26 protein-coding genes are annotated in these 24,580 nt (G+C 43.4%); 21 read left to right on the forward strand and 5 right to left on the reverse strand.

Going from position 1 to position 24,580, the window contains the following annotated elements; all coding sequences use genetic code 11:
* The first annotated feature begins 28 nt into the window (after window positions 1–28).
* From rplL to EDD57_RS06470, 10 genes are all read left to right on the forward strand, one after another.
* Window positions 29–391 carry a 50S ribosomal protein L7/L12 gene (gene rplL / locus EDD57_RS06425; RefSeq protein ID WP_131848652.1) on the forward strand — a complete coding sequence of 121 codons (363 nt, stop codon included), beginning with the start codon at window positions 29–31 and terminating at the stop codon, window positions 389–391.
* A 69-nt stretch (window positions 392–460) separates the two neighbouring features.
* Window positions 461–1,060, forward strand: a complete 600-nt coding sequence (locus EDD57_RS06430) for a class I SAM-dependent methyltransferase (protein WP_131848653.1) — start codon at window positions 461–463, stop codon at window positions 1,058–1,060.
* Window positions 1,061–1,326: 266 nt separating this feature from the next.
* Entirely contained in the window at window positions 1,327–4,878 is a 3,552-nt protein-coding gene (gene rpoB / locus EDD57_RS06435) for a DNA-directed RNA polymerase subunit beta (protein ID WP_131848654.1), read from the forward strand.
* Window positions 4,879–4,952: 74 nt separating this feature from the next.
* A complete protein-coding gene (gene rpoC / locus EDD57_RS06440) occupies window positions 4,953–8,561 on the forward strand; it encodes a DNA-directed RNA polymerase subunit beta' (RefSeq protein ID WP_131848655.1) in 3,609 nt (1,202 codons plus the stop codon).
* A 97-nt stretch (window positions 8,562–8,658) separates the two neighbouring features.
* A complete protein-coding gene (locus EDD57_RS06445; protein ID WP_131848693.1) occupies window positions 8,659–8,907 on the forward strand; it encodes a ribosomal L7Ae/L30e/S12e/Gadd45 family protein in 249 nt (82 codons plus the stop codon).
* 154 nt (window positions 8,908–9,061) lie between these two features.
* Window positions 9,062–9,475, forward strand: coding sequence for a 30S ribosomal protein S12 (rpsL, locus tag EDD57_RS06450; RefSeq protein WP_131848656.1), 414 nt, complete (start codon window positions 9,062–9,064; stop codon window positions 9,473–9,475).
* Between the two features lie 46 nt (window positions 9,476–9,521).
* Window positions 9,522–9,992, forward strand: coding sequence for a 30S ribosomal protein S7 (rpsG, locus tag EDD57_RS06455; RefSeq protein ID WP_131848657.1), 471 nt, complete (start codon window positions 9,522–9,524; stop codon window positions 9,990–9,992).
* A gap of 44 nt (window positions 9,993–10,036) precedes the next feature.
* Window positions 10,037–12,112, forward strand: coding sequence for an elongation factor G (gene fusA / locus EDD57_RS06460; RefSeq protein ID WP_131848658.1), 2,076 nt, complete (start codon window positions 10,037–10,039; stop codon window positions 12,110–12,112).
* Between the two features lie 114 nt (window positions 12,113–12,226).
* A complete protein-coding gene (tuf, locus tag EDD57_RS06465) occupies window positions 12,227–13,414 on the forward strand; it encodes an elongation factor Tu (RefSeq protein ID WP_131848659.1) in 1,188 nt (395 codons plus the stop codon).
* A 234-nt stretch (window positions 13,415–13,648) separates the two neighbouring features.
* Window positions 13,649–14,092, forward strand: coding sequence for a hypothetical protein (locus tag EDD57_RS06470; RefSeq protein ID WP_131848660.1), 444 nt, complete (start codon window positions 13,649–13,651; stop codon window positions 14,090–14,092).
* A 134-nt stretch (window positions 14,093–14,226) separates the two neighbouring features.
* Here EDD57_RS06470 and EDD57_RS06475 read toward each other — a convergent pair whose 3' ends face one another.
* From EDD57_RS06475 to EDD57_RS06495, 5 genes are read right to left on the reverse strand one after another with little or no spacing between them, the layout of a single operon-like run.
* The gene (locus EDD57_RS06475; RefSeq protein WP_165873693.1) at window positions 14,227–15,093 is read right to left on the reverse strand and encodes an ATP-binding cassette domain-containing protein; all 867 of its coding nucleotides are present in this window, start codon (window positions 15,091–15,093) and stop codon (window positions 14,227–14,229) included.
* Window positions 15,093–15,509, reverse strand: coding sequence for a GntR family transcriptional regulator (locus EDD57_RS06480; RefSeq protein ID WP_131848662.1), 417 nt, complete (start codon window positions 15,507–15,509; stop codon window positions 15,093–15,095). The genes EDD57_RS06475 and EDD57_RS06480 overlap by 1 nt, the downstream gene beginning before the upstream one ends.
* Before the next feature lie 16 nt (window positions 15,510–15,525).
* The gene (locus EDD57_RS06485; protein WP_131848663.1) at window positions 15,526–16,233 is read right to left on the reverse strand and encodes a hypothetical protein; all 708 of its coding nucleotides are present in this window, start codon (window positions 16,231–16,233) and stop codon (window positions 15,526–15,528) included.
* A gap of 14 nt (window positions 16,234–16,247) precedes the next feature.
* The gene (locus tag EDD57_RS06490; RefSeq protein WP_131848664.1) at window positions 16,248–17,372 is read right to left on the reverse strand and encodes an ABC transporter permease; all 1,125 of its coding nucleotides are present in this window, start codon (window positions 17,370–17,372) and stop codon (window positions 16,248–16,250) included.
* Complete coding sequence (locus tag EDD57_RS06495; RefSeq protein ID WP_131848665.1) at window positions 17,369–18,115, reverse strand: ABC transporter ATP-binding protein; 747 nt, start codon at window positions 18,113–18,115, stop codon at window positions 17,369–17,371. The genes EDD57_RS06490 and EDD57_RS06495 overlap by 4 nt, the downstream gene beginning before the upstream one ends.
* A gap of 190 nt (window positions 18,116–18,305) precedes the next feature.
* Here EDD57_RS06495 and EDD57_RS06500 point away from each other — a divergent pair, with 190 nt between their 5' ends.
* The 11 genes from EDD57_RS06500 to rpsC all read left to right on the forward strand — a co-directional run bounded on the left by EDD57_RS06500 (window position 18,306) and on the right by rpsC (window position 24,580).
* The gene (locus EDD57_RS06500; RefSeq protein WP_131848666.1) at window positions 18,306–18,692 is read left to right on the forward strand and encodes a GntR family transcriptional regulator; all 387 of its coding nucleotides are present in this window, start codon (window positions 18,306–18,308) and stop codon (window positions 18,690–18,692) included.
* On the forward strand, window positions 18,689–19,387 hold the full coding sequence (locus EDD57_RS06505; protein ID WP_131848667.1) for an ABC transporter ATP-binding protein: 699 nt from the start codon (window positions 18,689–18,691) through the stop codon (window positions 19,385–19,387). The genes EDD57_RS06500 and EDD57_RS06505 overlap by 4 nt, the downstream gene beginning before the upstream one ends.
* Entirely contained in the window at window positions 19,384–20,106 is a 723-nt protein-coding gene (locus EDD57_RS06510) for a hypothetical protein (RefSeq protein ID WP_131848668.1), read from the forward strand. Before EDD57_RS06505 ends, EDD57_RS06510 begins: the two co-directional genes overlap by 4 nt.
* Window positions 20,107–20,429: 323 nt before the next feature.
* Entirely contained in the window at window positions 20,430–20,738 is a 309-nt protein-coding gene (rpsJ, locus tag EDD57_RS06515) for a 30S ribosomal protein S10 (RefSeq protein ID WP_093291968.1), read from the forward strand.
* 33 nt (window positions 20,739–20,771) lie between these two features.
* Window positions 20,772–21,401 carry a 50S ribosomal protein L3 gene (gene rplC, locus EDD57_RS06520; RefSeq protein ID WP_131848669.1) on the forward strand — a complete coding sequence of 210 codons (630 nt, stop codon included), beginning with the start codon at window positions 20,772–20,774 and terminating at the stop codon, window positions 21,399–21,401.
* 25 nt (window positions 21,402–21,426) lie between these two features.
* Window positions 21,427–22,053 carry a 50S ribosomal protein L4 gene (gene rplD / locus EDD57_RS06525; protein WP_131848670.1) on the forward strand — a complete coding sequence of 209 codons (627 nt, stop codon included), beginning with the start codon at window positions 21,427–21,429 and terminating at the stop codon, window positions 22,051–22,053.
* Window positions 22,050–22,337 (forward strand): 50S ribosomal protein L23, encoded by a 288-nt coding sequence (gene rplW, locus EDD57_RS06530; RefSeq protein ID WP_093291965.1) that lies wholly within the window; start codon window positions 22,050–22,052, stop codon window positions 22,335–22,337. Before rplD ends, rplW begins: the two co-directional genes overlap by 4 nt.
* 34 nt (window positions 22,338–22,371) lie before the next feature.
* Window positions 22,372–23,202 carry a 50S ribosomal protein L2 gene (rplB, locus tag EDD57_RS06535; RefSeq protein ID WP_072332812.1) on the forward strand — a complete coding sequence of 277 codons (831 nt, stop codon included), beginning with the start codon at window positions 22,372–22,374 and terminating at the stop codon, window positions 23,200–23,202.
* A gap of 42 nt (window positions 23,203–23,244) precedes the next feature.
* On the forward strand, window positions 23,245–23,526 hold the full coding sequence (rpsS, locus tag EDD57_RS06540; RefSeq protein ID WP_072332809.1) for a 30S ribosomal protein S19: 282 nt from the start codon (window positions 23,245–23,247) through the stop codon (window positions 23,524–23,526).
* Window positions 23,527–23,557: 31 nt separating this feature from the next.
* Window positions 23,558–23,890, forward strand: a complete 333-nt coding sequence (gene rplV / locus EDD57_RS06545; RefSeq protein ID WP_072332806.1) for a 50S ribosomal protein L22 — start codon at window positions 23,558–23,560, stop codon at window positions 23,888–23,890.
* Window positions 23,891–23,914: 24 nt separating this feature from the next.
* Complete coding sequence (gene rpsC / locus EDD57_RS06550) at window positions 23,915–24,580, forward strand: 30S ribosomal protein S3 (protein WP_093291964.1); 666 nt, start codon at window positions 23,915–23,917, stop codon at window positions 24,578–24,580.

Here is a 24,580-nt window from a genome sequence, read left to right on the forward strand (position 1 = left end):
TGATAAATTTACTGGGAGGTATAACTCAATGTCTAAAGAACAAATCATTGAAGCGATCAAAACTATGAGCGTTCTAGAATTGAACGATCTTGTAAAAGCAATTGAAGAAGAATTTGGTGTAACTGCAGCAGCACCTATGGTAATGGGTGGCGGCGCAGTAGCAGCTGAAGCAGCAGCACAAACTGAGTTCGATGTAATCCTAACAAGCGCTGGTAACAGCAAAATCAACGTAATCAAAGCAGTTCGTGAAATCACAGGCCTTGGCTTGAAAGAAGCAAAAGCACTTGTTGATGGAACACCTGCACCAGTTAAAGAAGCAGTTAGCGAAGATGATGCAAATGCAATCAAAGCAAAACTAGAAGAAGCTGGTGCTAACGTAGAAGTTAAGTAATTAACTTTCGTTCCAGTTTGGCCCGTCGTCATCGGTCGGCGGGTCATTTCTATATAGGAGGCTGTCTAGATGAGTGATCATTACTACTCGAAGAATCCTACCTCTAAAAAAGAGGATCGCGATTTTGAAGTGATTGTTCGAGGAGAAAAGTTGTCCTTTCAGACAGATGCAGGTGTGTTTTCGAAGAAGGGGCTAGACTTTGGCAGTCGATTTTTGATTGAATCGGTAGATTTAGAAGGGGCACAGCTTGTACTTGATCTAGGCTGCGGCTATGGCCCAATTGGTTTATCGATTGCAAAAACGAATCCTAACATCCGAGTTACGATGGTTGATATAAATGAGCGTGCTGTTGAACTCGCGAAGAAGAATGCTGTATCTAATCGACTCTCCGAGCGAGTGAATATTTTCGTCAGTGATAGATTCGAAAAAGTAGCTGGCATGAAGTTTGACTGTATCTTATTAAATCCACCGATTCGAACAGGGAAAGCAGTGATCTACCAGATGTTTGCTGAGGCGAAAAAACATCTACAAGACTCCGGTTCGTTTTGGATTGTGATTCGTAAGCAACAAGGTGCAGAGTCAGCATGTACAGGATTGCATGATCTATTTCCATCTGTGGATGTAGTGGAACGAAAAAAGGGGTACTGGGTAATTCGAGCTGGTTTCTGAGAAATTTTGTAATTTGATTGACAAACGAAATCGGCCTGTGCTAGTGTTATAAAATGCAGAAAGTCTAGTTTAGATGATATTTCCTGCATTTTTTTGTGCCATTACAGGAAAACTAGTGAGATTTGTTTAAATATGGAAATCACTGGTTAAGATAGGAAAATAGACTACTTTATAGTTAAAAATGTGGTAATTCGACCCATTTTTCTTTTTTCGCTTTTATCCTTAGTACGCAACAGATTGCGTCTGGATCCGGGGGGGGAATTTGTTTGGCTGGTAAACTTGTCCAGTACGGTCGGCGGCAAAGAAGAAGTTATGCCCGCATTGAAGAGGTACTAGAATTACCCAACCTTATTGAAATTCAACAAAAATCCTACGAATGGTTCTTAGAAGAAGGTCTCCGTGAGATGTTTCATGACATTTCGCCGATTGAAGACTTTACGAAAAACCTCGTATTGGAGTTTGTTGACTACAATCTGGGAGAACCCAAGTACAACGTAGAACAAGCGAAAGATAATCAGGTCACCTATTCGGCTCCACTACGCGTAAAAGTTCGTCTGATTAATAAAGAAACAGGCGAAGTGAAGGAGCAGGAAGTTTTCATGGGTGATTTCCCGCTCATGACTGAAACAGGTACGTTTATTTACAACGGAGCGGAACGTGTCATTGTCAGCCAGTTGGTTCGTTCACCTAGTGTGTATTATAACACGAAAGTCGACAAAAACGGTAAGCCAACTTATACAGCTACAGTGATTCCGAATCGCGGTGCATGGCTGGAGTTGGAAACCGACGCGAAGGATATTATTTATGTGCGAATCGATCGTACAAGAAAAATTCCTGTGACGGTTCTTTTGCGTGCTTTAGGCTTTAGTTCTGATGCTGAGATCATCGATCTATTAGGTGATGATGAGTATGTGCGCAATACATTAGATAAAGACAACACGGGCAACACTGAAAAAGCGTTAATTGAAATCTATGAGCGTCTTCGTCCAGGTGAACCACCAACGGCAGATAATGCTCGTAGTCTTCTGTTCTCTCGTTTCTTCGATCCAAAACGTTATGATCTAGCAAGCGTAGGTCGTTACAAGATGAATAAGAAGTTACACATTAAGAATCGCTTATTAAATAAAAAGCTAGCCGAAGCCATTGCTGATCCTGAAACAGGTGAAGTTTTAGCAGAAGCAGGTACAGTGCTTGAGCGTCGGGTACTTGATAAATTATTACCTGCTTTAACAGGCGAAAGCCCATACGGTCTAACAGAAACGACTGTACGTGGTGGAGTACCTGATGAAGGTCCAATCCATTTACAATCGATTCATATTTTCTCTCCAATTGATGAAGAGAAAGTAATTAAAGTGATTTCCAATGCAGAAATTGATATGTCTGTGAAAAATATCACACCTGCTGATATCATCTCATCGATTAACTACTTTGTTAATCTCTTACACCGTGTAGGAGATACCGATGATATCGATCACTTGGGGAATCGTCGCCTACGTTCTGTTGGGGAGCTATTGCAGAATCAGTTCCGCATCGGTCTATCTCGTATGGAGCGTGTGGTTCGTGAGAGGATGTCCATTCAGGATGCCAATGCGATCACACCACAAGCATTGATCAATATTCGTCCGGTTATTGCTTCGATCAAAGAATTTTTTGGTTCTAGCCAGTTGTCCCAGTTTATGGACCAAACCAACCCATTGGCTGAGTTAACTCATAAGCGTCGTCTATCAGCACTTGGGCCTGGTGGTTTGACTCGTGAGCGTGCGGGCTTCGAAGTTCGAGACGTCCACCACTCTCACTACGGTCGTATGTGCCCGATTGAGACACCGGAGGGTCCGAACATTGGTTTGATCAACTCCTTGTCCAGTTTTGCTCGTATTAACAATTATGGCTTTATTGAAACACCATATCGCCGTGTAAATCCAGATACGAACCAAGTGACAGAAGAAATCCATTATCTAACTGCAGATGAAGAGGATAACTACTATGTAGCTCAGGCAAATGCAGAGATTGATGGAGAAGGTAACTTCCTCACGCCTGGGGTTATCACTCGTTATCGTGATGAGCTTCTAACTGTTACAAAAGATCGCATCGATTATATGGACGTATCCCCAAAACAAGTTGTTTCGGTAGCGACGGCGTGTATTCCATTCTTGGAAAACGACGACTCCAACCGTGCTTTGATGGGTTCTAACATGCAGCGCCAAGCGGTACCATTATTGGTTCCTGAATCTCCATTTATCGGTACAGGTATGGAGCATAAAGCAGCGGCAGACTCTGGTGTTATGATCCTAGCGAAGAATCCGGGTACAATCGAGCGCGTTACGGCTAACGAGATTTGGGTTCGTAAGGAGCAAGTATTGGATGGTCGTCTTGTAAAAGGTGACTTGGATAAATATAAATTGACCAAGTTTTCTCGTTCGAACCAAGGTACTTGTATTAACCAACGCCCTGTGGTCAGCAAAGGTGAGAAAGTACTAAAAGGTGCTGTTCTAGCTGATGGTCCATCTACCGAACAAGGAGAAATGGCTCTTGGTCGAAACGTTGTCGTAGCCTTTATGACGTGGGAAGGTTACAACTACGAGGATGCGATTCTCTTAAGTGAGAAACTAGTAAAAGAGGATGTCTATACTTCGATCCATATTGAAAAATATGAATCAGAAGCGCGAGACACGAAGCTAGGTCCAGAGGAAATCACGCGTGACATTCCAAACGTGGGTGAAGATGCTTTGCGGAATCTGGACGAGCGTGGGATTGTTCGTGTCGGTGCTGAGATTAAAGTAGGAGATATCTTAGTAGGGAAAGTAACTCCAAAAGGGGTAACGGAACTTACGGCTGAAGAGCGTCTTTTGCATGCAATCTTTGGTGAGAAGGCACGTGAAGTTCGTGATACTTCACTCCGCGTACCACACGGTCAAGACGGAATTATCGTGGACGTGAAAGTGTTTACTCGTGAAAACGGTGATGAATTGCCACCAGGTGTAAATCAACTTGTACGTGTTTACATCGCGCAGAAGCGTAAGATTTCTGAAGGGGATAAAATGGCGGGACGTCATGGTAACAAAGGTGTTATCTCACGGATTATGCCGGAAGAAGATATGCCATTCTTGCCAGACGGTACACCTGTACAAATCGTCTTAAATCCTCTGGGTGTTCCTTCGCGGATGAATATCGGACAAGTCTTGGAAGTCCATCTCGGTATGGCGGCGAAGTCACTAGGTCTTCATATGGCGACTCCAGTATTTGACGGAGCTCGTGAAAATGAGGTATTTGATGCTCTTCAAGAGTCTGGCGGAGACCGCGATGGTAAGACGATGTTGTACGATGGACGAACAGGTGAAGCGTTTGAAAACCGTGTCACAGTTGGGGTCATGTATATGATCAAACTTGCGCACATGGTTGATGATAAGATCCATGCTCGTTCTACAGGTCCATACTCTCTCGTTACTCAACAACCATTGGGTGGTAAAGCTCAATTTGGGGGTCAGCGTTTCGGAGAGATGGAGGTATGGGCACTCGAAGCATACGGCGCAGCATACACACTACAAGAAATCTTGACTGTTAAGTCGGATGATGTAGTGGGTCGTGTGAAGACGTATGAAGCGATTGTCAAGGGTGAAAATGTACCAGAACCTGGTGTTCCTGAATCATTCAAAGTATTGATCAAAGAACTTCAATCTCTTGGTATGGATGTAAAAATTCTTGCTGAGAACGAAGAAGAAATCGAAATGCGTGAGTTGGACGAAGATGATGAGCCAGGCAATGAAAGGCTTCACTTTGATCTAGAAGGCAATGATGAAGGACCTCGGTCCGTTTCGTAGTCCTAGATGTGGAGAGGTGAGCTTGTCAGCATCACTTCTCCGGCTAGGAGGAACCCAGAGGGAGGAATGCCCACATGCTCGATGTGAATAACTTTGAGTATATGAAGATCGGTCTGGCCTCGCCAGAAAAAATCCGTTCTTGGTCTCGTGGTGAGGTTAAGAAGCCGGAAACAATTAACTACCGTACATTAAAGCCAGAAAAAGAAGGGCTTTTCTGTGAGAAAATCTTTGGTCCTACGAAGGACTGGGAGTGCCACTGTGGGAAGTACAAACGCGTTCGTTATAAAGGTGTTGTCTGTGATCGTTGTGGTGTAGAGGTAACCAGACAAAAAGTCCGTCGCGAACGTATGGGGCATATTGAGCTAGCTGCGCCTGTTTCCCATATCTGGTACTTCAAAGGAATTCCTAGCCGTATGGGTCTTGTTCTCGATATGTCTCCACGTTCGTTGGAAGAAGTAATCTACTTTGCTTCCTATGTGGTTGTCGATCCAGGCCAAACCCCACTTGAAAAGAAGCAACTTCTATCTGAGAAAGAATTCCGTAGTTATCGCGAGAAATATGGTAGCTCTTTTGTAGCGAAGATGGGAGCAGAAGCGATTCGCCGTCTGCTTGCTGATATCGATCTCACAAAAGAAGTGGATAGCCTCAAAGAAGAGTTGACGACAGCTCAAGGACAGCGCCGGAATCGTGCTGTAAAACGTTTGGAAGTACTAGAGGCATTCCGTAGTTCTGGTAACAGACCAGACTGGATGGTTCTCGATGTATTGCCGGTTATTCCACCAGAACTGCGCCCAATGGTGCAATTGGATGGAGGACGTTTTGCTACATCCGATTTGAATGATCTCTATCGTCGTGTGATTAACCGTAATAACCGTCTCAAACGTTTACTTGATCTTGGAGCGCCTGATATCATCGTCCAAAACGAAAAACGGATGCTTCAAGAAGCAGTAGACGCACTGATTGATAATGGTCGTCGTGGTCGTCCTGTAACAGGTCCTGGTAACCGTCCATTGAAATCCCTTTCTCATATGTTAAAAGGGAAACAAGGTCGTTTCCGTCAGAACTTGCTTGGGAAGCGTGTAGACTACTCGGGTCGTTCCGTAATCGTTGTAGGACCGAACCTCAAGATGTACCAATGTGGTCTTCCAAAAGAGATGGCACTGGAACTCTTTAAACCATTTGTAATGAAAGAGTTAGTCGCAAAAGGGCTTGCTCATAACATTAAGAGTGCGAAAAGAAAAGTAGAACGAGTTCATCCAGAAGTATGGGACGTTTTAGAAGAAGTGATTCGTGAACACCCTGTTCTGTTGAACCGTGCACCTACGCTTCACCGTCTTGGAATTCAAGCATTTGAGCCAATCTTGGTAGAAGGTCGCGCGATCCGTCTTCATCCACTCGTATGTACTGCGTATAACGCGGACTTCGATGGTGACCAAATGGCGGTTCACGTACCATTATCTGCAGAAGCTCAGGCGGAAGCTCGCTTACTGATGCTAGCGGCGCAAAACATCTTGAACCCAAAAGACGGCAAACCTGTCGTAACACCTTCTCAGGATATGGTACTTGGTTGTTACTACCTTACCATGCAAAAAGAAGGAGAAAAGGGTGAAGGCTCTGTTTTCCAATCAATTGCAGAAGCAATTAACGCTTATCAACATGGATATGTAACGTTGCATAGCCGTATTGCAATTCCAGCCAAAACGTTGAAGAAAACCTCCTTCACAGAAGCTCAAGAGGGAGCATTGCTAGTAACGACTCCTGGTAAGTTGATCTTCAACGAAGTTTTCCCAGAAGAATTCCCGTATATTAATGAGCCTGGTAAAAAGAACTTTGTTCAAACAAGTGATCAGCACTTTATGTTTGAAAAAGGTACGAATGTTCGTGAGTTTATTCAATCACTACCAGATCCAGGTGCATTGCGGAAAAAAGATATGGGTGCTATTATCGCAGAATGTTTCCGTCGTTTTGGAACGATGATGACTTCTGTCGTTCTAGATAAAGTGAAGCAACTTGGATATACGTACTCCACGCGTGCGGGTATCACGATGGCTGTATCGGACGTAAACGTTCCTGCTGCGAAATATGATATTTTGAAAGAAGCAGATCAACAGGTAGATGCAGTCGTGAAGCAGTATCGCCGTGGTCTCATTACCGATGATGAGCGTTATGAACGTGTTATCTCCATCTGGAGTAAGACAAAAGATCGTGTGACCGAAGTTTTGATGAAGAACATGGGTAAATACAACCCAATCTTTATGATGGCAAACTCGGGTGCTCGGGGTAACGTATCACAGATTACCCAGCTTGCGGGTATGCGCGGACTCATGGCGAACCCAGCTGGTAAAATTATTGAGCGTCCGATTCGTACGAACTTCCGTGAAGGCTTGACTGTATTAGAGTACTTTATCTCTACTCACGGTGCGCGGAAAGGTTTGGCGGATACTGCCCTTCGTACAGCTGACTCTGGATACCTCACTCGTCGTCTTGTAGACGTAGCGCAGGATGTTATTGTTCGTGAAACGGATTGTGGAACGGATCGCGGTCAGCGAGTATCCCGCATTCATGATGGCAATGAGATTATCGAGGAGTTATTTGACCGTATCGTAGGTCGTACATCCTTTGAGACAGTCAAACATCCAACGGATGGCCATGTGATTGTGGATCGTAATGAACTAATTACGGAAGAACATGCCGAAGAGATTGTAGAGGCTGGTATTGAGAAAGTAGTCATTCGTGCGGTTCTAAGTTGTCGTACGAAGCATGGGGTTTGTAAGAAATGTTATGGGCGTAACTTGGCACTTGGCACACAGGTGGAAATCGGTGAAGCTGTCGGGATCATCGCGGCTCAATCGATTGGTGAGCCTGGTACTCAGTTGACCATGCGTACCTTCCATACTGGAGGGGTAGCGGGTGACGATATTACGCAAGGTTTGCCTCGTATCCAAGAGCTATTTGAAGCTCGTAATCCAAAAGGTCAAGCTGTTATCAGTGAGATTACAGGTAAGGTAACCGATATCCGTGAGGTAAAAGATCGTCGTGAAGTTGAAGTGGAAAATGAAGTAGAAAGCAAAGTACACTTGATTCCATATGGCTCAAGACTTCGTGTAGTTGTCGGCGACGAAGTTCAATTTGGTGACGAGCTTACGGAAGGTTCGATTGATCCAAAGGAATTGCTTCGTGTCAAAGGTGTACATGGCGTTCAAAGTTATATCTTGCAAGAGGTCCAAAAAGTATACCGTTTACAAGGGGTAGAAATTAACGATAAGCACGTCGAGGTTATGATTCGTCAGATGATGAGAAAAGTCCGGATTACAGATGCAGGTCAAACGGTTCTTCTACCAGGTTCTGTGGTAGATATACATGAATTTGAAGCTGCAAACCGTGATGTACTTCTACGTGGCGAAGAGCCTGCTGTTGCTCGTCCACTCTTGTTAGGTATTACCAAAGCTTCTCTAGAAACGGAATCCTTCTTGTCGGCTGCTTCCTTCCAAGAGACGACCCGTGTTCTAACCGATGCGGCAATCAAAGGAAAAGTGGACCGCTTGCTAGGTCTGAAAGAGAATGTTATTATCGGTAAGCTTATTCCTGCTGGTACGGGTATGTCTCGTTATCGCAATCTACAGGTGAAGATGGCGAATGAAGTAAATGATCTTCAAGCGTCTGATTCCGTGCTTATCGATTAGGTTAGATGGAAGTACAATGTTGTTGACATTGCGAATAACGGGTGGTAAGATACACTCGTGTGCTTGGAACGTTTCACTTTGGAGGGCTGATGACTTGATGTCTTATGAAAAAGTGAAAGTAGCAAAAGCAATGGCGATTGGAACCAAGCAAACGAAAAAGGCCGTTGAGAATCTGTCTGCTGTAGAAGTGATTGTAGCAGATGATGCAGATCAAAAGATTCAGCTCTTGATCTCCTCAATGTGTCAGGCTCGGGGAATCCCTGTTGTGCACGGGTTCTCGATGAGAGAGCTAGGTAAAACGTGTGGCATTGATGTCGGTGCAGCAACAGTAGCGATTTGCAAATAACGATGAAACACTTGAGATAAATTGGGTCGAACTGCATGTATCCTAGGCAATCATGCGGTTCGTCTCCACTTATTTGTTCTCATGAATGTTTTTTACTCTCCTACGATCCGCCTGGATCTGTGGGCTTACAAGATAAGTAAGGGGGTGCCAAGAGATGCCAACAATTAATCAGTTGATTCGTAAAGGTCGTACTGACAAAGTGAGAAAGTCAAAATCTCCAGCTCTTCAGTACACTTACAACAGCATGAAAAAGGCCATTGTGCCACAAAATTCTCCACAAAAACGTGGTGTATGTACTCGTGTTGGTACGATGACTCCGAAAAAGCCAAACTCCGCGTTGCGTAAATATGCTCGTGTGCGTTTGACAAACGGTACGGAGGTAACTGCTTACATCCCGGGAATCGGTCACAACTTGCAAGAGCATAGTGTTGTACTCATTCGTGGTGGTCGTGTAAAAGACTTACCGGGGGTACGTTACCATATCGTACGTGGTGCGCTTGATACTGCGGGTGTAAACAACCGTAATCAAAGTCGTTCTAAATACGGTACAAAGCGTGCTAAGAAATAATTTATTTACCACTTAGATTATCTACTATAAAGAAGGAGGGAAAAGCATGCCACGTAAAGGCCCAGTACCTCGCCGTGATGCACTTCCAGATCCAATATACAACAGCAAGTTGGTTACTCGTTTAGTCAACCGTCTGATGTACGATGGGAAAAAAGGAAAAGCGCAAACTATTTTGTATGATGCTTTTAACCTAATCCAACAACGTTCTGGTAATGACCCGATGGAAGTTTTTGAGCAAGCTCTTAAAAACGTAATGCCTGTACTTGAAGTAAAAGCTCGCCGTGTAGGTGGTTCTAACTATCAAGTGCCAATCGAGGTAAAACCAGAGCGTCGTACAAGCCTTGGACTACGCTGGTTGGTAAGTTATGCACGTCTGCGTAACGAAAAAACCATGGAAGAACGTTTGGCGAATGAAATTCTTGATGCAGCAAACAACTCTGGTTCTGCTGTGAAGAAAAAAGAAGATGTTCACCGTATGGCGGAAGCAAACCGCGCGTTTGCACATTACCGCTGGTAATATACATTGTTTATCTGTCTGACAGATGAAGGGAGAAATTCCAGATGGCACGTGAGTTCTCCTTAAAAGATACACGGAATATCGGGATCATGGCTCATATCGATGCTGGTAAAACTACTACTACTGAGCGTGTTCTTTTCTATACCGGTCGTGTACACAAAATTGGTGAGGTGCACGAAGGTGCGGCTACCATGGACTGGATGGAACAAGAACAAGAGCGTGGAATTACGATTACTTCCGCTGCTACCACTGCACAGTGGGATGGCCACCGTATCAACATTATTGATACTCCTGGTCACGTAGACTTTACCGTTGAGGTTGAGCGTTCCCTACGTGTACTCGACGGAGCTGTAGGTGTATTCTGCGCTAAAGGTGGCGTAGAACCACAATCTGAAACTGTATGGCGTCAAGCTGACCGTTATGGTGTTCCTCGTCTCGCTTATGTGAACAAGATGGACATCTTGGGAGCTGACTTCTACGGTGCAGTAGAACAAATGCGTGAGCGCCTTGGTGCAAACGCAGTACCAATCCAACTTCCAATTGGTTCTGAAGATAAGTTCCTTGGAATCGTTGACTTGGTAACCATGAAAGCAATGATTTATACCGACGACTTGGGAACTACCTCTGAATCAGGTGAAATCCCAGCTGAGTTGAAGGATAAAGCAGACGAGTATCGTACGATACTTGTAGAAGCTGTAGCAGAACTTGATGAAGCGCTAATGGAAAAGTACTTGGAAGGTGAAGAGCTCACCGAAGAGGAAATCGTAACTGCACTTCGTAAAGGTACATGTGAAGTGAAAATTACACCTGTTACCTGTGGTTCTTCCTACAAAAACAAAGGGGTTCAACCTTTGCTCGATGCAGTAGTGGCGTATCTCCCATCTCCACTTGATGTTCCTGCGATCCAAGGTCAGTTGCCAGATGGCACTGAAGCGGTTCGTGAATCAAGCGATGAAGAGCCATTCTCCGCTCTTGCATTCAAAATTATGACAGACCCATATGTAGGGAAACTTACATTCTTCCGCGTTTACTCTGGTACATTAGAGTCAGGATCTTATGTTCTAAACTCTACAAAAGACAAGCGTGAACGTGTAGGTCGGATCCTTCAGATGCATGCTAACTCTCGCGAAGAGATTAGCAAAGTGTACGCTGGAGACATCGCAGCAGCAGTAGGTCTTAAAGATACGACTACTGGTGAAACTCTCTGTGATGAGAAAAATCTGATCGTACTAGAATCAATGGAGTTCCCTGATCCAGTAATCGAGATCGCAATCGAACCAAAATCGAAAAGCGATCAAGATAAAATGTCTATCGCTTTGACCAAACTAGCTGAAGAGGATCCAACTTTCAAAGCTTGGACCGATGAAGAAACAGGTCAAACGATCATTGCTGGTATGGGAGAGCTTCACCTCGACATCATCGTAGACCGTATGAAACGTGAATTCAAAGTAGAAGCGAACATTGGTGCGCCACAAGTAGCTTACAGAGAAACGTTCCGCAGCGCTGCGAAAGTCGAAGGGAAGTTCGTTCGTCAGTCCGGTGGTCGCGGTCAATTCGGTCACGTTTGGGTTGAATTCGAACCTATGGAAGCTGGCGAAGGCTTCGAGTTTGTAAACAAAATCGTTGGTGGTGTGGTTCCACGTGAATACATCCCTGCGGTTCAGTCTGGTATCGAAGAGTCTATGAAAAATGGTGTCCTTGCTGGATTCCCATTAGTAGACGTTCGTGCTAGACTTGTAGATGGATCTTATCATGATGTTGACTCCTCTGAGATGGCGTTTAAGATCGCTGGATCGATGGCGCTAAAAGCTGCGAAATCCAAGTGTAACCCTGTTATTCTTGAGCCAATGATGAAAGTCGAAGTAACGGTTCCTGAAGAGTACATGGGTGACATCATGGGTGATGTTAGCTCTCGTCGTGGACGAGTAGAGGGCATGGATGCTCGTGGTAACTCTCAAGTAGTACGCGGTATGGTTCCACTATCTGAGATGTTTGGTTATGTAAATAGCCTACGTTCTCGTACACAAGGTCGTGGTACGTTCTCAATGGTATTTAGTCATTATGAAGAAGTACCAAAGAGTGTCGCAGAAGAGATCATTAAAAAGGCTTCTGGTAACTAATTTAACAAGAACCTGGTAGAGTGTCACCCCGATCACTTTACCAGATTCCTATACATCTTTTTACCAAAACCAAAACCCAAAATACTTATTTCCTTATCTGAGGAGGATTTTATCATGGCAAAAGCCAAGTTCGAGCGTAATAAGCCACACGTTAACATTGGTACTATTGGTCACGTTGACCACGGTAAAACAACATTGACTGCTGCAATCACAACTGTATTGGCTCAAAAAGGTGGAGCAACTGCTACCGCTTACGACCAAATCGATAAAGCACCAGAAGAGCGTGAGCGTGGTATCACCATCTCAACTGCACACGTTGAGTATGAAACAGACAACCGTCACTATGCACACGTTGACTGCCCAGGACATGCTGACTATGTTAAAAACATGATCACAGGTGCTGCGCAAATGGACGGAGCGATCCTAGTTGTTTCTGCAGCTGACGGTCCAATGCCACAAACACGTGAGCACATCTTGCTATCTCGTCAGGTAGGCGTACCTTACATCGTTGTATTCATGAACAAAGTTGACATGGTTGACGATGAAGAGCTACTTGAACTCGTTGAAATGGAAATTCGTGAACTTCTTTCTGAGTACGAATTCCCAGGCGATGACATCCCAGTAGTAAAAGGATCTGCTCTAAAAGCACTTCAAGATCCAAGCAGCGAGTGGGCTGAGCGTATCGTTGAATTGATGAACGAAGTAGATGCTTACATCCCAGAACCAGAACGTGCTACAGACAAGCCTTTCTTGATGCCAGTAGAGGACGTATTCACCATTACTGGTCGTGGTACTGTTGCTACCGGTCGTGTAGAACGTGGAACCATTAAAGTGGGCGACGAGATCGAAATCATCGGTCTTACTGAAACTCGTAAATCCATCGTAACGGGTGTTGAGATGTTCCGTAAACTTCTTGACTCCGCAGTTGCAGGTGACAACGTAGGTGCATTGCTTCGTGGTGTAGACCGCAAAGACATCGCTCGTGGTCAAGTACTTGCTAAAACTGGTTCTGTGAAACCACATACCAAGTTTAAAGCACAAGTATACGTATTGAGCAAAGAAGAGGGCGGACGTCATACTCCATTCTTCTCTAACTATCGTCCACAATTCTATTTCCGTACAACTGACGTAACTGGTGTTATCCAGCTTCCTGAAGGTACTGAAATGTGTATGCCTGGCGACAACATCGAAATGACTGTTGAGCTTATCGCTCCAATCGCTATCGAAGATGGTACTCGTTTCGCGATCCGCGAAGGTGGACGTACTGTTGGTGCTGGTGCCGTAACTACAATCATCGAGTAGTTTTTGATTCGTTACACTGCTTGACTATCTTTATAAAAGAAAAGCCTTACGGTCTGATCCGGACAGACTGTAAGGCTTTTTTGTATTGAAAAATAGGTGAATCGAAAGGTCAAATGACGTTTCCATTTGCATTTTATTCTCATAGTATACGATTGAACAATGAAAGGTTCATATAAAGCTAAAATATAAAAATGTGCCCTTTATGTTCAAATATTGTACAGGGGGAATTTGAAAATGGTTCATTTGGTGGATATTCGATATCATCAATATGGAAGCACGACACCTGGAGGCACTTCTACGCCCATTTCTACAAGCCCAACTGCTCCATCACGGGTTGCAACGGTTCGTTTTCCGTTAGTTTGTGGAACAAGCCTAGTGGAATTAGATGGAATCATTCATGTTAATAATGATAATACCAATGCTACAGGTACTCAATTTGTAACGGTGGAAATTAGAAGAGGTGCTACACTTATTTATCAATCCAATATTGAAATTGATGATGAAGTGTTAGACGACTATACGTTTGTCACATTTAAGCACATCGATCCACTACACGTAAGATGCATGGAGGATGTTGTCTATACTCTAAGTATTCACTCCAATGTAACCAATATGTTTTTCCACACCCCTGTCAACTTTACAGCAAAGAGATATTTGATTGATAGTAACGCACGTTAATTGGCTTTATGTTCTGCCTACTATGATATAAGAGAAGCCCCATGATCTGATCCGGACAGATCATGGGGCTTTTTTTGTAGCGAGTGTTGGTTATGATTCTAATCGATTGATCAAAGTTAAAGAAATGTATTTGACTATCTGGTACATGTATCCATTGTTTTATACATCCATTCGAGAATCTCATTCATTTGCATAGCGTTGTGTCGATAGTCGATTTGTTTTGATTCGAGCATGGATCTCGTTTTAGGGAGATTTTGAGTGATCCATTGGGTCATGCTCGATGGGATTGTGGTTACTACTTCTTTTGGAATTGAGATTGTAGATTGACTAGAGATCCATACTTTACCCCATAGACCTAATTCTTCATCTTTCCCAAAGGACCGAACCTGCTTTCCATGATGGATCAGCGTGATGTGGTCCATCAGTTTATTGATCTCATCTACATCATGAGAGGCAAGTAAGATTGATCGCTCTGAATTCTCCATCCAAGTCTGTATGGATTCGTACAAGACGGTTTTGGATAGGAAGTCTAGACCATTAGACGGTTCATCTAGGAGTAATAGATCTGATTCGGTAGACAAGGCAAGACTTATCAATAATTTTCGCTGATTCCCCGTGGATAGCTTTTCATAAGGCACATGTAATTCTAATTGAAATTGCTTCACAAACTGTTGCATTTGATTTTGATTCCATTTGGGATACCAATGATGATACCAAGAGATTAGATCATTTCCAGTCCAGTAAGGGGATCCTTGGTAGTTGCTTGGGACATAGGCGATTCGTTTACCTACTCGGTATAAGGCGGCAATGGGCTTGCCGAAAATCGAAATCTCTCCGTGGTCCCGGTGTTCTGCTCCAGAAATCATTTGTAGAATTGTGCTCTTCCCAGAACCATTCGGTCCAACTAGACCTGAGATGATTCCAGATTCGACGGATAGTTGTATGGGCCCGATCTCTTTGTGTGGATATTTTTTCTCTAATTGATGTGTAGTTAGGAGCATCATGTGTCCTCCTCTGTTTTCTCTAGGTGCCATTTTTGAAAGGAATTGAGTTGCTCCGTAAGAATCGTTTCTACTTTCTCAGGAGATGCATGAATCCGTTTTAGAAATTGGAAAAGCTCTTGAATGGCATTTTCAACTTCTTTCTGTTGCGCTGAAGTCACATCGATCTCTTCGAGCGAGGAGACGAAGGTGCCACGCCCTTGCTTAACAACGATTAATCCTTTCTGCTCTAATTCCTGATACGCACGTTTGGTCGTAATGATACTACAGGATAAGTCGATTGCCAGAGCACGGATTGAAGGAAGTGGGCTTCCTGGAGGTAGTTGTCCGCTTAGGATAAGTTGGCTTAGTTGTTCTTGAATCTGTTGATAGATCGGTAAGGCATGATCTAGTTGGACTTGGATGGGTAGTTGCATGTTATTTGCTCCCTCCCTATTTGAGGCGAACACGTCGAATGATAAGCTTCATTATCATATACAGAAGCCCCAATGAAGCGAGTAGTAAGATTAGGCAACCGAAGATTGTAATGTAATCTACGAATGTAGTTGCTATGGGTATTAAGCTTTGTTTATAACCCATTTGAATAGCTGTTAGAGAGAGTATGGTTAGTGTAGATAGAAGCACCGAAAACCAATAGAAAACTTGATATGAATAGACAAGTTCCACATAAAGTTGAATGATAGTTATGGAGAAGGATGTGGCTATTCCTAATACGAGAACTCCAAAGATCTGCGTGTGAGTAAGCTGATAGTGCTCCTTGAGTCCAAAATACAATAATAGTAAGGAGAATACGACATACCCCCCACCTATTAAGACACTACTTAGAAGGCGTCCGTATACCATGGATCTCGAATCGATCGAGAAAGTACGGAAAAAGGATAATTCTTTTCTGCTTAAGTCATCCTTGACTCGTGCAAATGAACTATGATGACGTTTTGTTACATAAGGACCGTAGAGTAAGAAAAATACAAGCGTAGAAGTAGGCAGCATTATATTCTTGTAGGGTAGGCCATTCTTCTCAATTCCAAATGCAAGGATAAATACGAGTACGATGACCCCAGTAATGAAGAAATTTAAAGCAATATACCCTTTTGTATCTTTGAGATTTTGTTTCGATAAAAACCAAGCATCTTTCCACATAAAACATCCATCTCCTAAAGCATATGTTTGGGTTTTTGAAAGAGAAAGGCTCCGTACGCTACTAGTGCAAGGCTTAGAGCAGAGCAGGAAGCAAACGTGATGACGATGTCCATCAGCCCTACGCTTTGATGAAGGATTTCATAAAGAACGGCATGCACATTCCAAAGTGGAATCCAGAACAGATAATTCGGTAACTGGGAGCCGCTTTGTTGCATGATAATAAAGGTTCCTGCCATCGCCACGAACATGAGTGGGCTTATATAGTTTTGAGCTTCTTTAAAGCTTCGGGCAAATGTACTCATAATGAGTAATAAGGCAGATATAACCAGTACATAGAAGAGGATACAAAGTGCAAAGCCGACCAATGGAGCGGTTCCGATGGAAGCTAGTTGGTCAAGCTGAACGGCTGGATGGGTCAAGTATGGCTGGATTCCCAGAACAGAGCCTAGGGAGATCAAGGTGGTTACCATAATCATTCCCGTAACGCCGATCCATTTTCCAACCCATAATTTCCATGTTGGAATAGGTAGTCCGAGTAAGGAGACAATAGTTCGACGCTCTTTTTCTCCGGCAATGGAGTCAATGGCAATCATCATTCCACCTGAAAGCGGAGTGATTGCTATGAGAATGGAAATAAGGTAGAAGCCAGAAAAAATGTTAGGTGCCCCTTCAGCTGGTTTTATTTGTAGCTTAGGTAACTCAGCAGGGAAGATATTTTTCTGAGCGAGATATTGTTGTAAAAGTTGTTGATCGATATGGGATTGGAGAACCGTTTTGTATCCTGAGCCATCCGGAATTTCTAGGGTCCACTGCTTCGGGATTCCCGATTGATCTGTTTCTGCTCCTAGGTATGCAGTTAGATCCCCTTGCTTCATGAGCTTCTTTGCTTCTTCGGGTGACATGGTTTTTAGCTCCAGTTTTCCAGGGGCTGATTTCGTAATAGCCGTTTGTAAATCAGCCGGTACTTGTGAGCTAACACCTATTTCAATTTTTGGTTCATCGGATGATTGCATGCGATCCATTAACAGAAAGATCCCTGGGATAAGTAATAATGGGATCAGGATCGACAGCCAAAGTGTTCGTTTATCTCGAAATTGCTCCATTAATTCTTTCTTCGCAATATGCCACATTAGCTTCATGATGAAACTCCTCCTTGAATCCAATTTCGCAAGATATCCCGCAAGTTATCTGTTTGAAACTCTTGATAGAGATTGGGAATCGTTCCGTTATAAATCATTTTTCCTTGTGATAAGGTGATGATTTTATCCGTTAAGTGAGTAACTTCTTCCAAGATATGAGTGGAGAAGAGGATAGTCTTTCCTGATTGTTGGAGTGATTTTACTAAGTCTTGAAACGCAAGTGACGCGGCAATATCCAGGCCTGTAGTAGGCTCGTCAAAAAATAGATAGTCTGGGTTATGGATGAGTGTTCGTAAGATAGCGGTTTTCTGTAGATTTCCTTTAGAGAGTTCTCCTGCTTTTTTGTGAAGATGGGAGGTAAGTAGAAGTTGTTCTGCCCACTCATCGATTCGCTTACGGGCGACAGCATCGGGTACATCATAAAATTTTGCAAAATATAAGATGTTCTCATAGGCGGTTAAACGATGATAAAGTCCAGAATCATTGCCAAATAAGAGTCCGATTTGTTTTTTACAAGCGATTGGATTTTGCGATAAGTCTTGCCCTCCAATTTTAATGGAGCCGGTGGTGGGTGTAATAAGTCCAGTTAAAAGTTGAAAGAGAGTAGACTTACCAGCTCCATTTTCTCCGAGTAATGCAATCAATTCCCCCGAGTGTATGGAGATATCCATGTTCTGTAAAGCTTTCGTAGAGCCGTAGTGCTTTGATAGCCCTATTGTCTGGATTGCGACGTTTTGTGACATTTGTTCCCCTCCTGCTAGCTGTGAAATATGTTATAGTCTATATATTTATATATACAGTATGTCGTTTAGATCTGTCAATGAAAAGGGTTGACAATATAGTGTGTGGTGTAATACCATACATACAAATATAGTGTATGGTGTGTAGCCATACTATAGATACAATATAACATACAAAGATGCGGTGGAGCTTATGGAGACTCGTGTTGTCGGTTCTTATCGCTTTATCCTTGATTTTTCGCAACCGATCTACGAGCAATTGGTACAACAATTTCGTCAGATGTTAGCAAAAGGGGAGATCGAATTGGGCAGTAAACTTCCTTCTGTTCGTGATTTTGCAGTACAGATGAAAATCAATCCAAGTACAGTAGTCAGAACGTATCAAGAGTTAGAAAGGGATGGGCTTTGTGAGAAGAGACGTGGTCAAGGAACGTTTATCACCTCCTCGGCTAGTCAAGTATCAGAGCTACGGAAAGAGATTGCGGAGGGTGCTCTAGGGTCATTCGTTCGAACCTTACAGATACTAGGTGTTACTCGGGAAGAGGCACAAAAAATGATTGCGGAGGTGGACTGGAAATGATGAATGCTGCCATTCGTTTTCATGGAGTAGGAAAATCGTTTAAGAAGAAGAGCGTGTTAGACAATATTTCATTTACTGTTCCTAGAGGCGAAGTGTATGGGATCTTAGGAGAAAACGGTGCGGGTAAATCGACGATGCTGAAGATGATGGCAAATCTATGTTTGCCAGATCAAGGGGAGATTGAAGTACTAGGGCAAAAGCCTAGCTGGGAATTGTATCAGAAAATAGCATACCTATCGGATCGTGCAAAGTGGTATAGCGACTATACAGTAGGAGAAGCACTGCAGTATGGAAAGAGTTTTTATCCCGATTTCCAGATGGAGAGAGCAGAAGAGCTGGTAGAGTTTTTTAAACTGGATAGGAAACTGTTAGGGAAAGAGATGTCGAAAGGTCAAGAGGCCCGATTGCAATTTCTACTCTGTTTCTCCCGTGATGTGGAGTTAATGTTGCTAGATGAACCCTTTTCAGGAATCGACTTGATTACTCGAGAGAAAATGATTGAGCTGATTATTGAGAGTATCTCTGAAAGAGAGTTAACATTGGTGATTACGACGCATGAGATTGATGAAGTAGAAGGACTTCTAAATAGAGTCTCTTTTGTAAAGGATACGAAGATTGTAGTAGAAGGAGAAGTAGAGGAATTGCGCCTTAAGAGTGGTTCTCTAAAAGACCTTTATCGGGGGGTATATGCATGAGTACTTTTTTCAAATTGGTACGACATGAGATGAAATTTCCAGCTAGCTCCACTTCATTCATAAAGAAGCTTATGTCACTCATTACATTTGTGGTCTTTTTGGGCCTTACAATCGGTATTGTACTTGGTCTAGAGAATGGCATGGGTAATTTCCAATACTTCAATCAAACTTTTAATGGAATTATGTTTGTTGCCTTTGGAATGGGAATGGGTTTTATAAATAAGGAATTTCAGAAAAACACTGCTTCGTGGTGGCTAACTCTTCCCTATTCTAGAGAACTTCTCTATCGAGCAAAGTTTCTCTCCATCATGATTTATTATCTCTACGTATACCTATATAGCTACTTAATCATCAAAGCCTCCATCATCACAGCGATAACTTATACAGGGAAATGGAGTCAGTTTTCGTTAAGTGATGTTTTCCATAATGATTTGATTTTCTTCCTGACTAGCTTTCTCGGTGCTATGCTACTGGGAACCTACGCTATCTGTATTATGTTGTTTACAAAAAAGTTTAAAGCGGTTTCCATCATTTTGTGGATTCCCTTCGGCCTTATTGCTGGTTTCATGATGCCTAACTTCCTTATGGAAATGGTAATGCCAGCCGCAAACGGAGAATCCATTTCGATACCGATCCATTTATTGATTGGATCACCCATTCTTACGACACTGCTTTACATTTTCGGTGTTCACTTATTGAAGAAACATACGAATCTCTAAACACGTTACTCAAGGATTATTTACAACTACCAATTTCTTCAAATCAACTTGCTATAACCATCCGGATCTGATAAAATATCTCCTGCAGTCTTCTCTATAACTTTACTTACAACGCTTCGCTTACATCATAGAATTTACCTATTAGACAGATGCTTTTTTCCCTTGCATCTGTTTTATATTTTCTATATAATAGCGAATGTTGGTCATGAACAGCGATGAAGCAGAAGGTTGCCGACACACCCGGCCCCTTTGCCATGGCCTAGGTCGGGAGAAATTTCTGCGGAGAAGTTCATTTAAGAAAAATGAGCGAAGGAGGGTTACTAATGGCAAAACAAAAGATTCGCATTCGGCTGAAAGCCTATGACCACCGTGTCCTAGATCAGTCAGCGGTGAAAATCGTTGATACTGCGAAGCGTACGGGCGCTAGCGTGTCAGGTCCGATTCCGCTTCCAACAGAGAAATCTGTTTATACGATCTTGCGGGCGGTTCATAAATATAAAGATTCCCGTGAGCAGTTCGAAATGCGCACTCACAAGCGTCTGATCGACATCGTGAATCCTACACAACAAACTGTAGATGCATTGATGAGATTAGATCTGCCATCGGGTGTTGACATCGAAATTAAATTGTAATGCTTAACTTCGATATGGTAGGAGGTGTACGGCGTGAAAGGTATTCTTGGTAAAAAGATCGGCATGACTCAAGTCTTCAATGAGGACGGTACAGTTGCTACTGTAACAGTTGTTGAAGCGGGGCCATGTGTCGTTCTTCAAAAGAAAGAAATCGGTACGGATGGTTATGAAGCGATCCAAATCGGTCTCAAAGAAAAGAAAGAACATCGTGCTACTCGTCCTGAGATGGGACATGCAAAAAAAGCAGGTGTGGCACCACAACATTTCGTAAAAGAAATTCGTGGGGTTGACGTTGCAAGCTACGAGCTTGGAAGTGTTCTAAAAGCCGACTTATTCGCTGCTGGTGAATTTGTAGACGTGGTTGGAACATCGAAAGGTAAGGGCTTCGCAGGTGCGATCAAACGTCACAATCAATCTCGTGGACCAATGAGTCACGGTTCTCGTTACCACCGTGGACCAGGTTCTTTGGGTGCGGTTGCTCCTAACCGTGTATTCAAAGGGCAAACTCTTCCGGGTCAAATGGGTCATGAGCGTATTACTACACAAAACCTTGAGGTTGTACGTGTAGACGTTGATAAGAACCTGATCTTGGTAAAAGGTAGTATTCCAGGTCCTAAGAACGGTTATGTAATCGTAAAATCATCTGTTAAGAAAAGCGTATAACTGAGCAAAGAAAGGAGGACATAACATGCCTAAATTGACTGTAGTAGATGTGCAGGGGAAAGAAGTGGGCGAGATCGAACTAGCTGATGCGGTGTTCGGAATCACTCCAAACCAACACGTACTACATGATGCAGTTGTTATGCAACAAGCATCCCAGCGTCGTGGTACCCATGCGGTAAAAGGACGTTCTGAAGTTCGTGGTGGTGGTCGTAAGCCATACAAACAAAAAGGTACTGGTAATGCTCGTCAAGGTAGCATTCGCTCCCCACAATGGGTTGGCGGTGGTACAGTCTTCGGACCGGTTCCACGTAGCTACGCTTACAAATTACCAAAGAAAGTACGTCGTCTTGCTATCAAGTCTGCTCTTTCTTCCAAAGTATTGGATAACGAACTAGTAGTGCTAGATTCTTTAGTTCTTGAAGCTGCGAAAACTCGCGAGCTAGTACAAGTGCTAAAAAATCTTGGCATGGCGAAAAAGACTTTGATTGTATTGGGCGAATTAGAGGAGAAAGCAGCTCTTGCTGCACGTAACATCCCAGATGTGAAACTAATCGTAGCTGATGGTGTTAATGTGCTCGACGTCCTCTACCATGACAAAGTGATTTTCACTCGTGGGGCTGTAAATCGTGTTGAGGAGGTGTTTGGCCAGTGAAGGATCCACGCGATATCATCCGTCGCCCAGTAGTAACAGAAGCTTCTACTGAGATGATGGAACAAGGTAAATACGTTTTCGAAGTAGACGTACGTGCGAACAAAGTAGAAGTGAAAAAAGCGGTTGAAAGCATTTTCGGCGTAAAAGTAGCTTCTGTGAACACTCACCGTCTTCTAGGAAAACAAAAGCGTCACGGTCGCTACACAGGTCGGACGCCAGAACGTAAGAAAGCAATCGTTACTCTTGCTGAAGGTAGCAAAGCGATTGAAATCTTCCAAGCTTAATTACACATTTGATTAAAAAAGGAGGGAAATCGAAGTGGGTATTAAACAATACAGACCAACGACTCCATCACGTCGTCATATGACTAGCTCTACTTTTGAAGAGATCACTACTAGCACTCCTGAGAAGTCGCTATTACAACCTCTAAACAAAAAGGCAGGTCGTAACAACCAAGGTAAAATTACGGTACGTCACCAAGGCGGTGGCCACAAACGTAAATACCGTGTGATCGACTTTAAACGTAATAAAGACGGTATCGTGGGTAAAGTGGCTACGGTTGAATACGATCCAAACCGCTCTGCGAACATCGCATTAATTCATTACGTTGATGGTGAAAAACGTTACATCTTGGCTCCAAACGGTCTAAAAGTAGGACAAGAGATCATCTCCGGTCCTGAATCAGACATCAAGCCAGGTAACGCTCTTCCACTTCGCAACATCCCAGTAGGTACTGTTATCCATAACATCGAGCTTAAACCAGGCCGTGGTGGACAACTCGTACGTGCTGCAGGTACTAGCGCACAGCTTCTTGGTAAAGAAGGTCGCTATGCTATTATTCGTCTTGTATCCGGTGAAACTCGCATGATTCTTCTTGAGTGCCGTGCGACCATCGGTCAAGTAGGTAACTTGGATCATGAATTGATCAACATCGGTAAAGCAGGTCGTTCTCGCTGGTTAGGTAAACGCCCAACTGTTCGTGGATCTGTAATGAACCCTGTAGATCACCCACACGGTGGTGGTGAGGGACGTGCACCAATCGGTCGTAAGTCTCCTGTTACTCCTTGGGGTAAACCAACTCTTGGTTACAAGACTCGTAAGAAAAACAAAGCGTCTGACAAGTACATCGTACGTCGTCGCAAGAAGTAATAAAAACTATTATCTAGCCTCACTCGAAGGGAGGTTTCAGCTATGGGCCGCAGCCTGAAAAAAGGACCCTTTGCAGATGATCACTTAATCAAGAAAGTGGTTGAGCTGAACGAAAAAGGCGAAAAGCGTATTGTCAAGACTTGGTCTCGTCGTTCTACCATCTTCCCAGACTTCGTTGGTCATACCATTGCAGTTCACGATGGACGCAAACATGTTCCTGTATACGTAACGGAAGATATGGTCGGTCATAAACTTGGTGAGTTTGCTCCAACCCGTACCTACAAAGGTCATGGTAACGATGATAAGAAGACGAAACGTCGGTAGATGATCGATTCGCGAGAGAGGAGGTCTTCGTATGCAAGCAAAAGCGATTGCGCGTAACATTCGAATTGCACCACGTAAAGTGCGTTTGGTAATTGATTTGATTCGCGGTAAGTCTGTAGAAGAGGCTTTCGCAGTACTTCAGTTTACCCACCGTGCTGCCTCGCCGGTCATCGAGAAAGTGTTAAAGTCTGCTGTTGCGAATGCAGAGCATAACTACAACATGGATGCAAACAACCTCGTTGTAGAAACAGCTTTCGTAGATGAAGGGCCAACGTTGAAACGCTACATGCCTCGTGCAATGGGCCGTGCAAGCCGAATTAACAAGCGTTCAAGCCACATTACTGTGGTTGTTAAAGAAAAATAATCTCTAAATAAGGAGGGATAAGCTATGGGTCAAAAGGTGAATCCAATTGGACTTCGTGTTGGTGTCATTCGTGACTGGGAATCCAAATGGTTCGGCGGAAAAGACTTCGCAGATCTACTTCATGAAGACTTAAAAATTCGTGACTTTGTGAAAAAGCGTCTGAAAGATGCAGCTGTTTCTAAAGTAGAAATCGAACGTGCAGCGAACCGCGTAAACATTACTGTTCATACCGCAAAACCGGGTATGGTAATTGGTAAAGGCGGTACAGAAGTAGATGCACTTCGTAATGCTCTTGTGAAACTAACAGGCAAAAAAGTACACATTAACATTCACGAAATTAAACACCCTGAGCTAGATGCAAATCTAGTTGCGGAAAGCATTGCTCAACAATTAGAGCGCCGTGTTTCTTTCCGTCGTGCTATGAAACAATCAATCGGTCGTACATTACGTGTTGGTGCGAAAGGTGTTCGTACTCTAGTAAGCGGTCGTTTGGGTGGAGCAGATATCGCTCGTAGCGAAGGTTATAGCGAAGGTACTGTACCACTCCATACACTACGTGCTGACATTGACTACGGTTTTGCTGAAGCAGATACTACTTACGGTAAAATCGGTGTTAAAGTTTGGATCTATCGTGGTGAAGTTCTCCCAACAAAAAACACTCCAAAGGGAGAAGTGGAAGGAGGCAAATAA

Source organism: Baia soyae, from assembly GCF_004341445.1.
GTDB lineage: Bacteria > Bacillota > Bacilli > Thermoactinomycetales > Thermoactinomycetaceae > Baia > Baia soyae.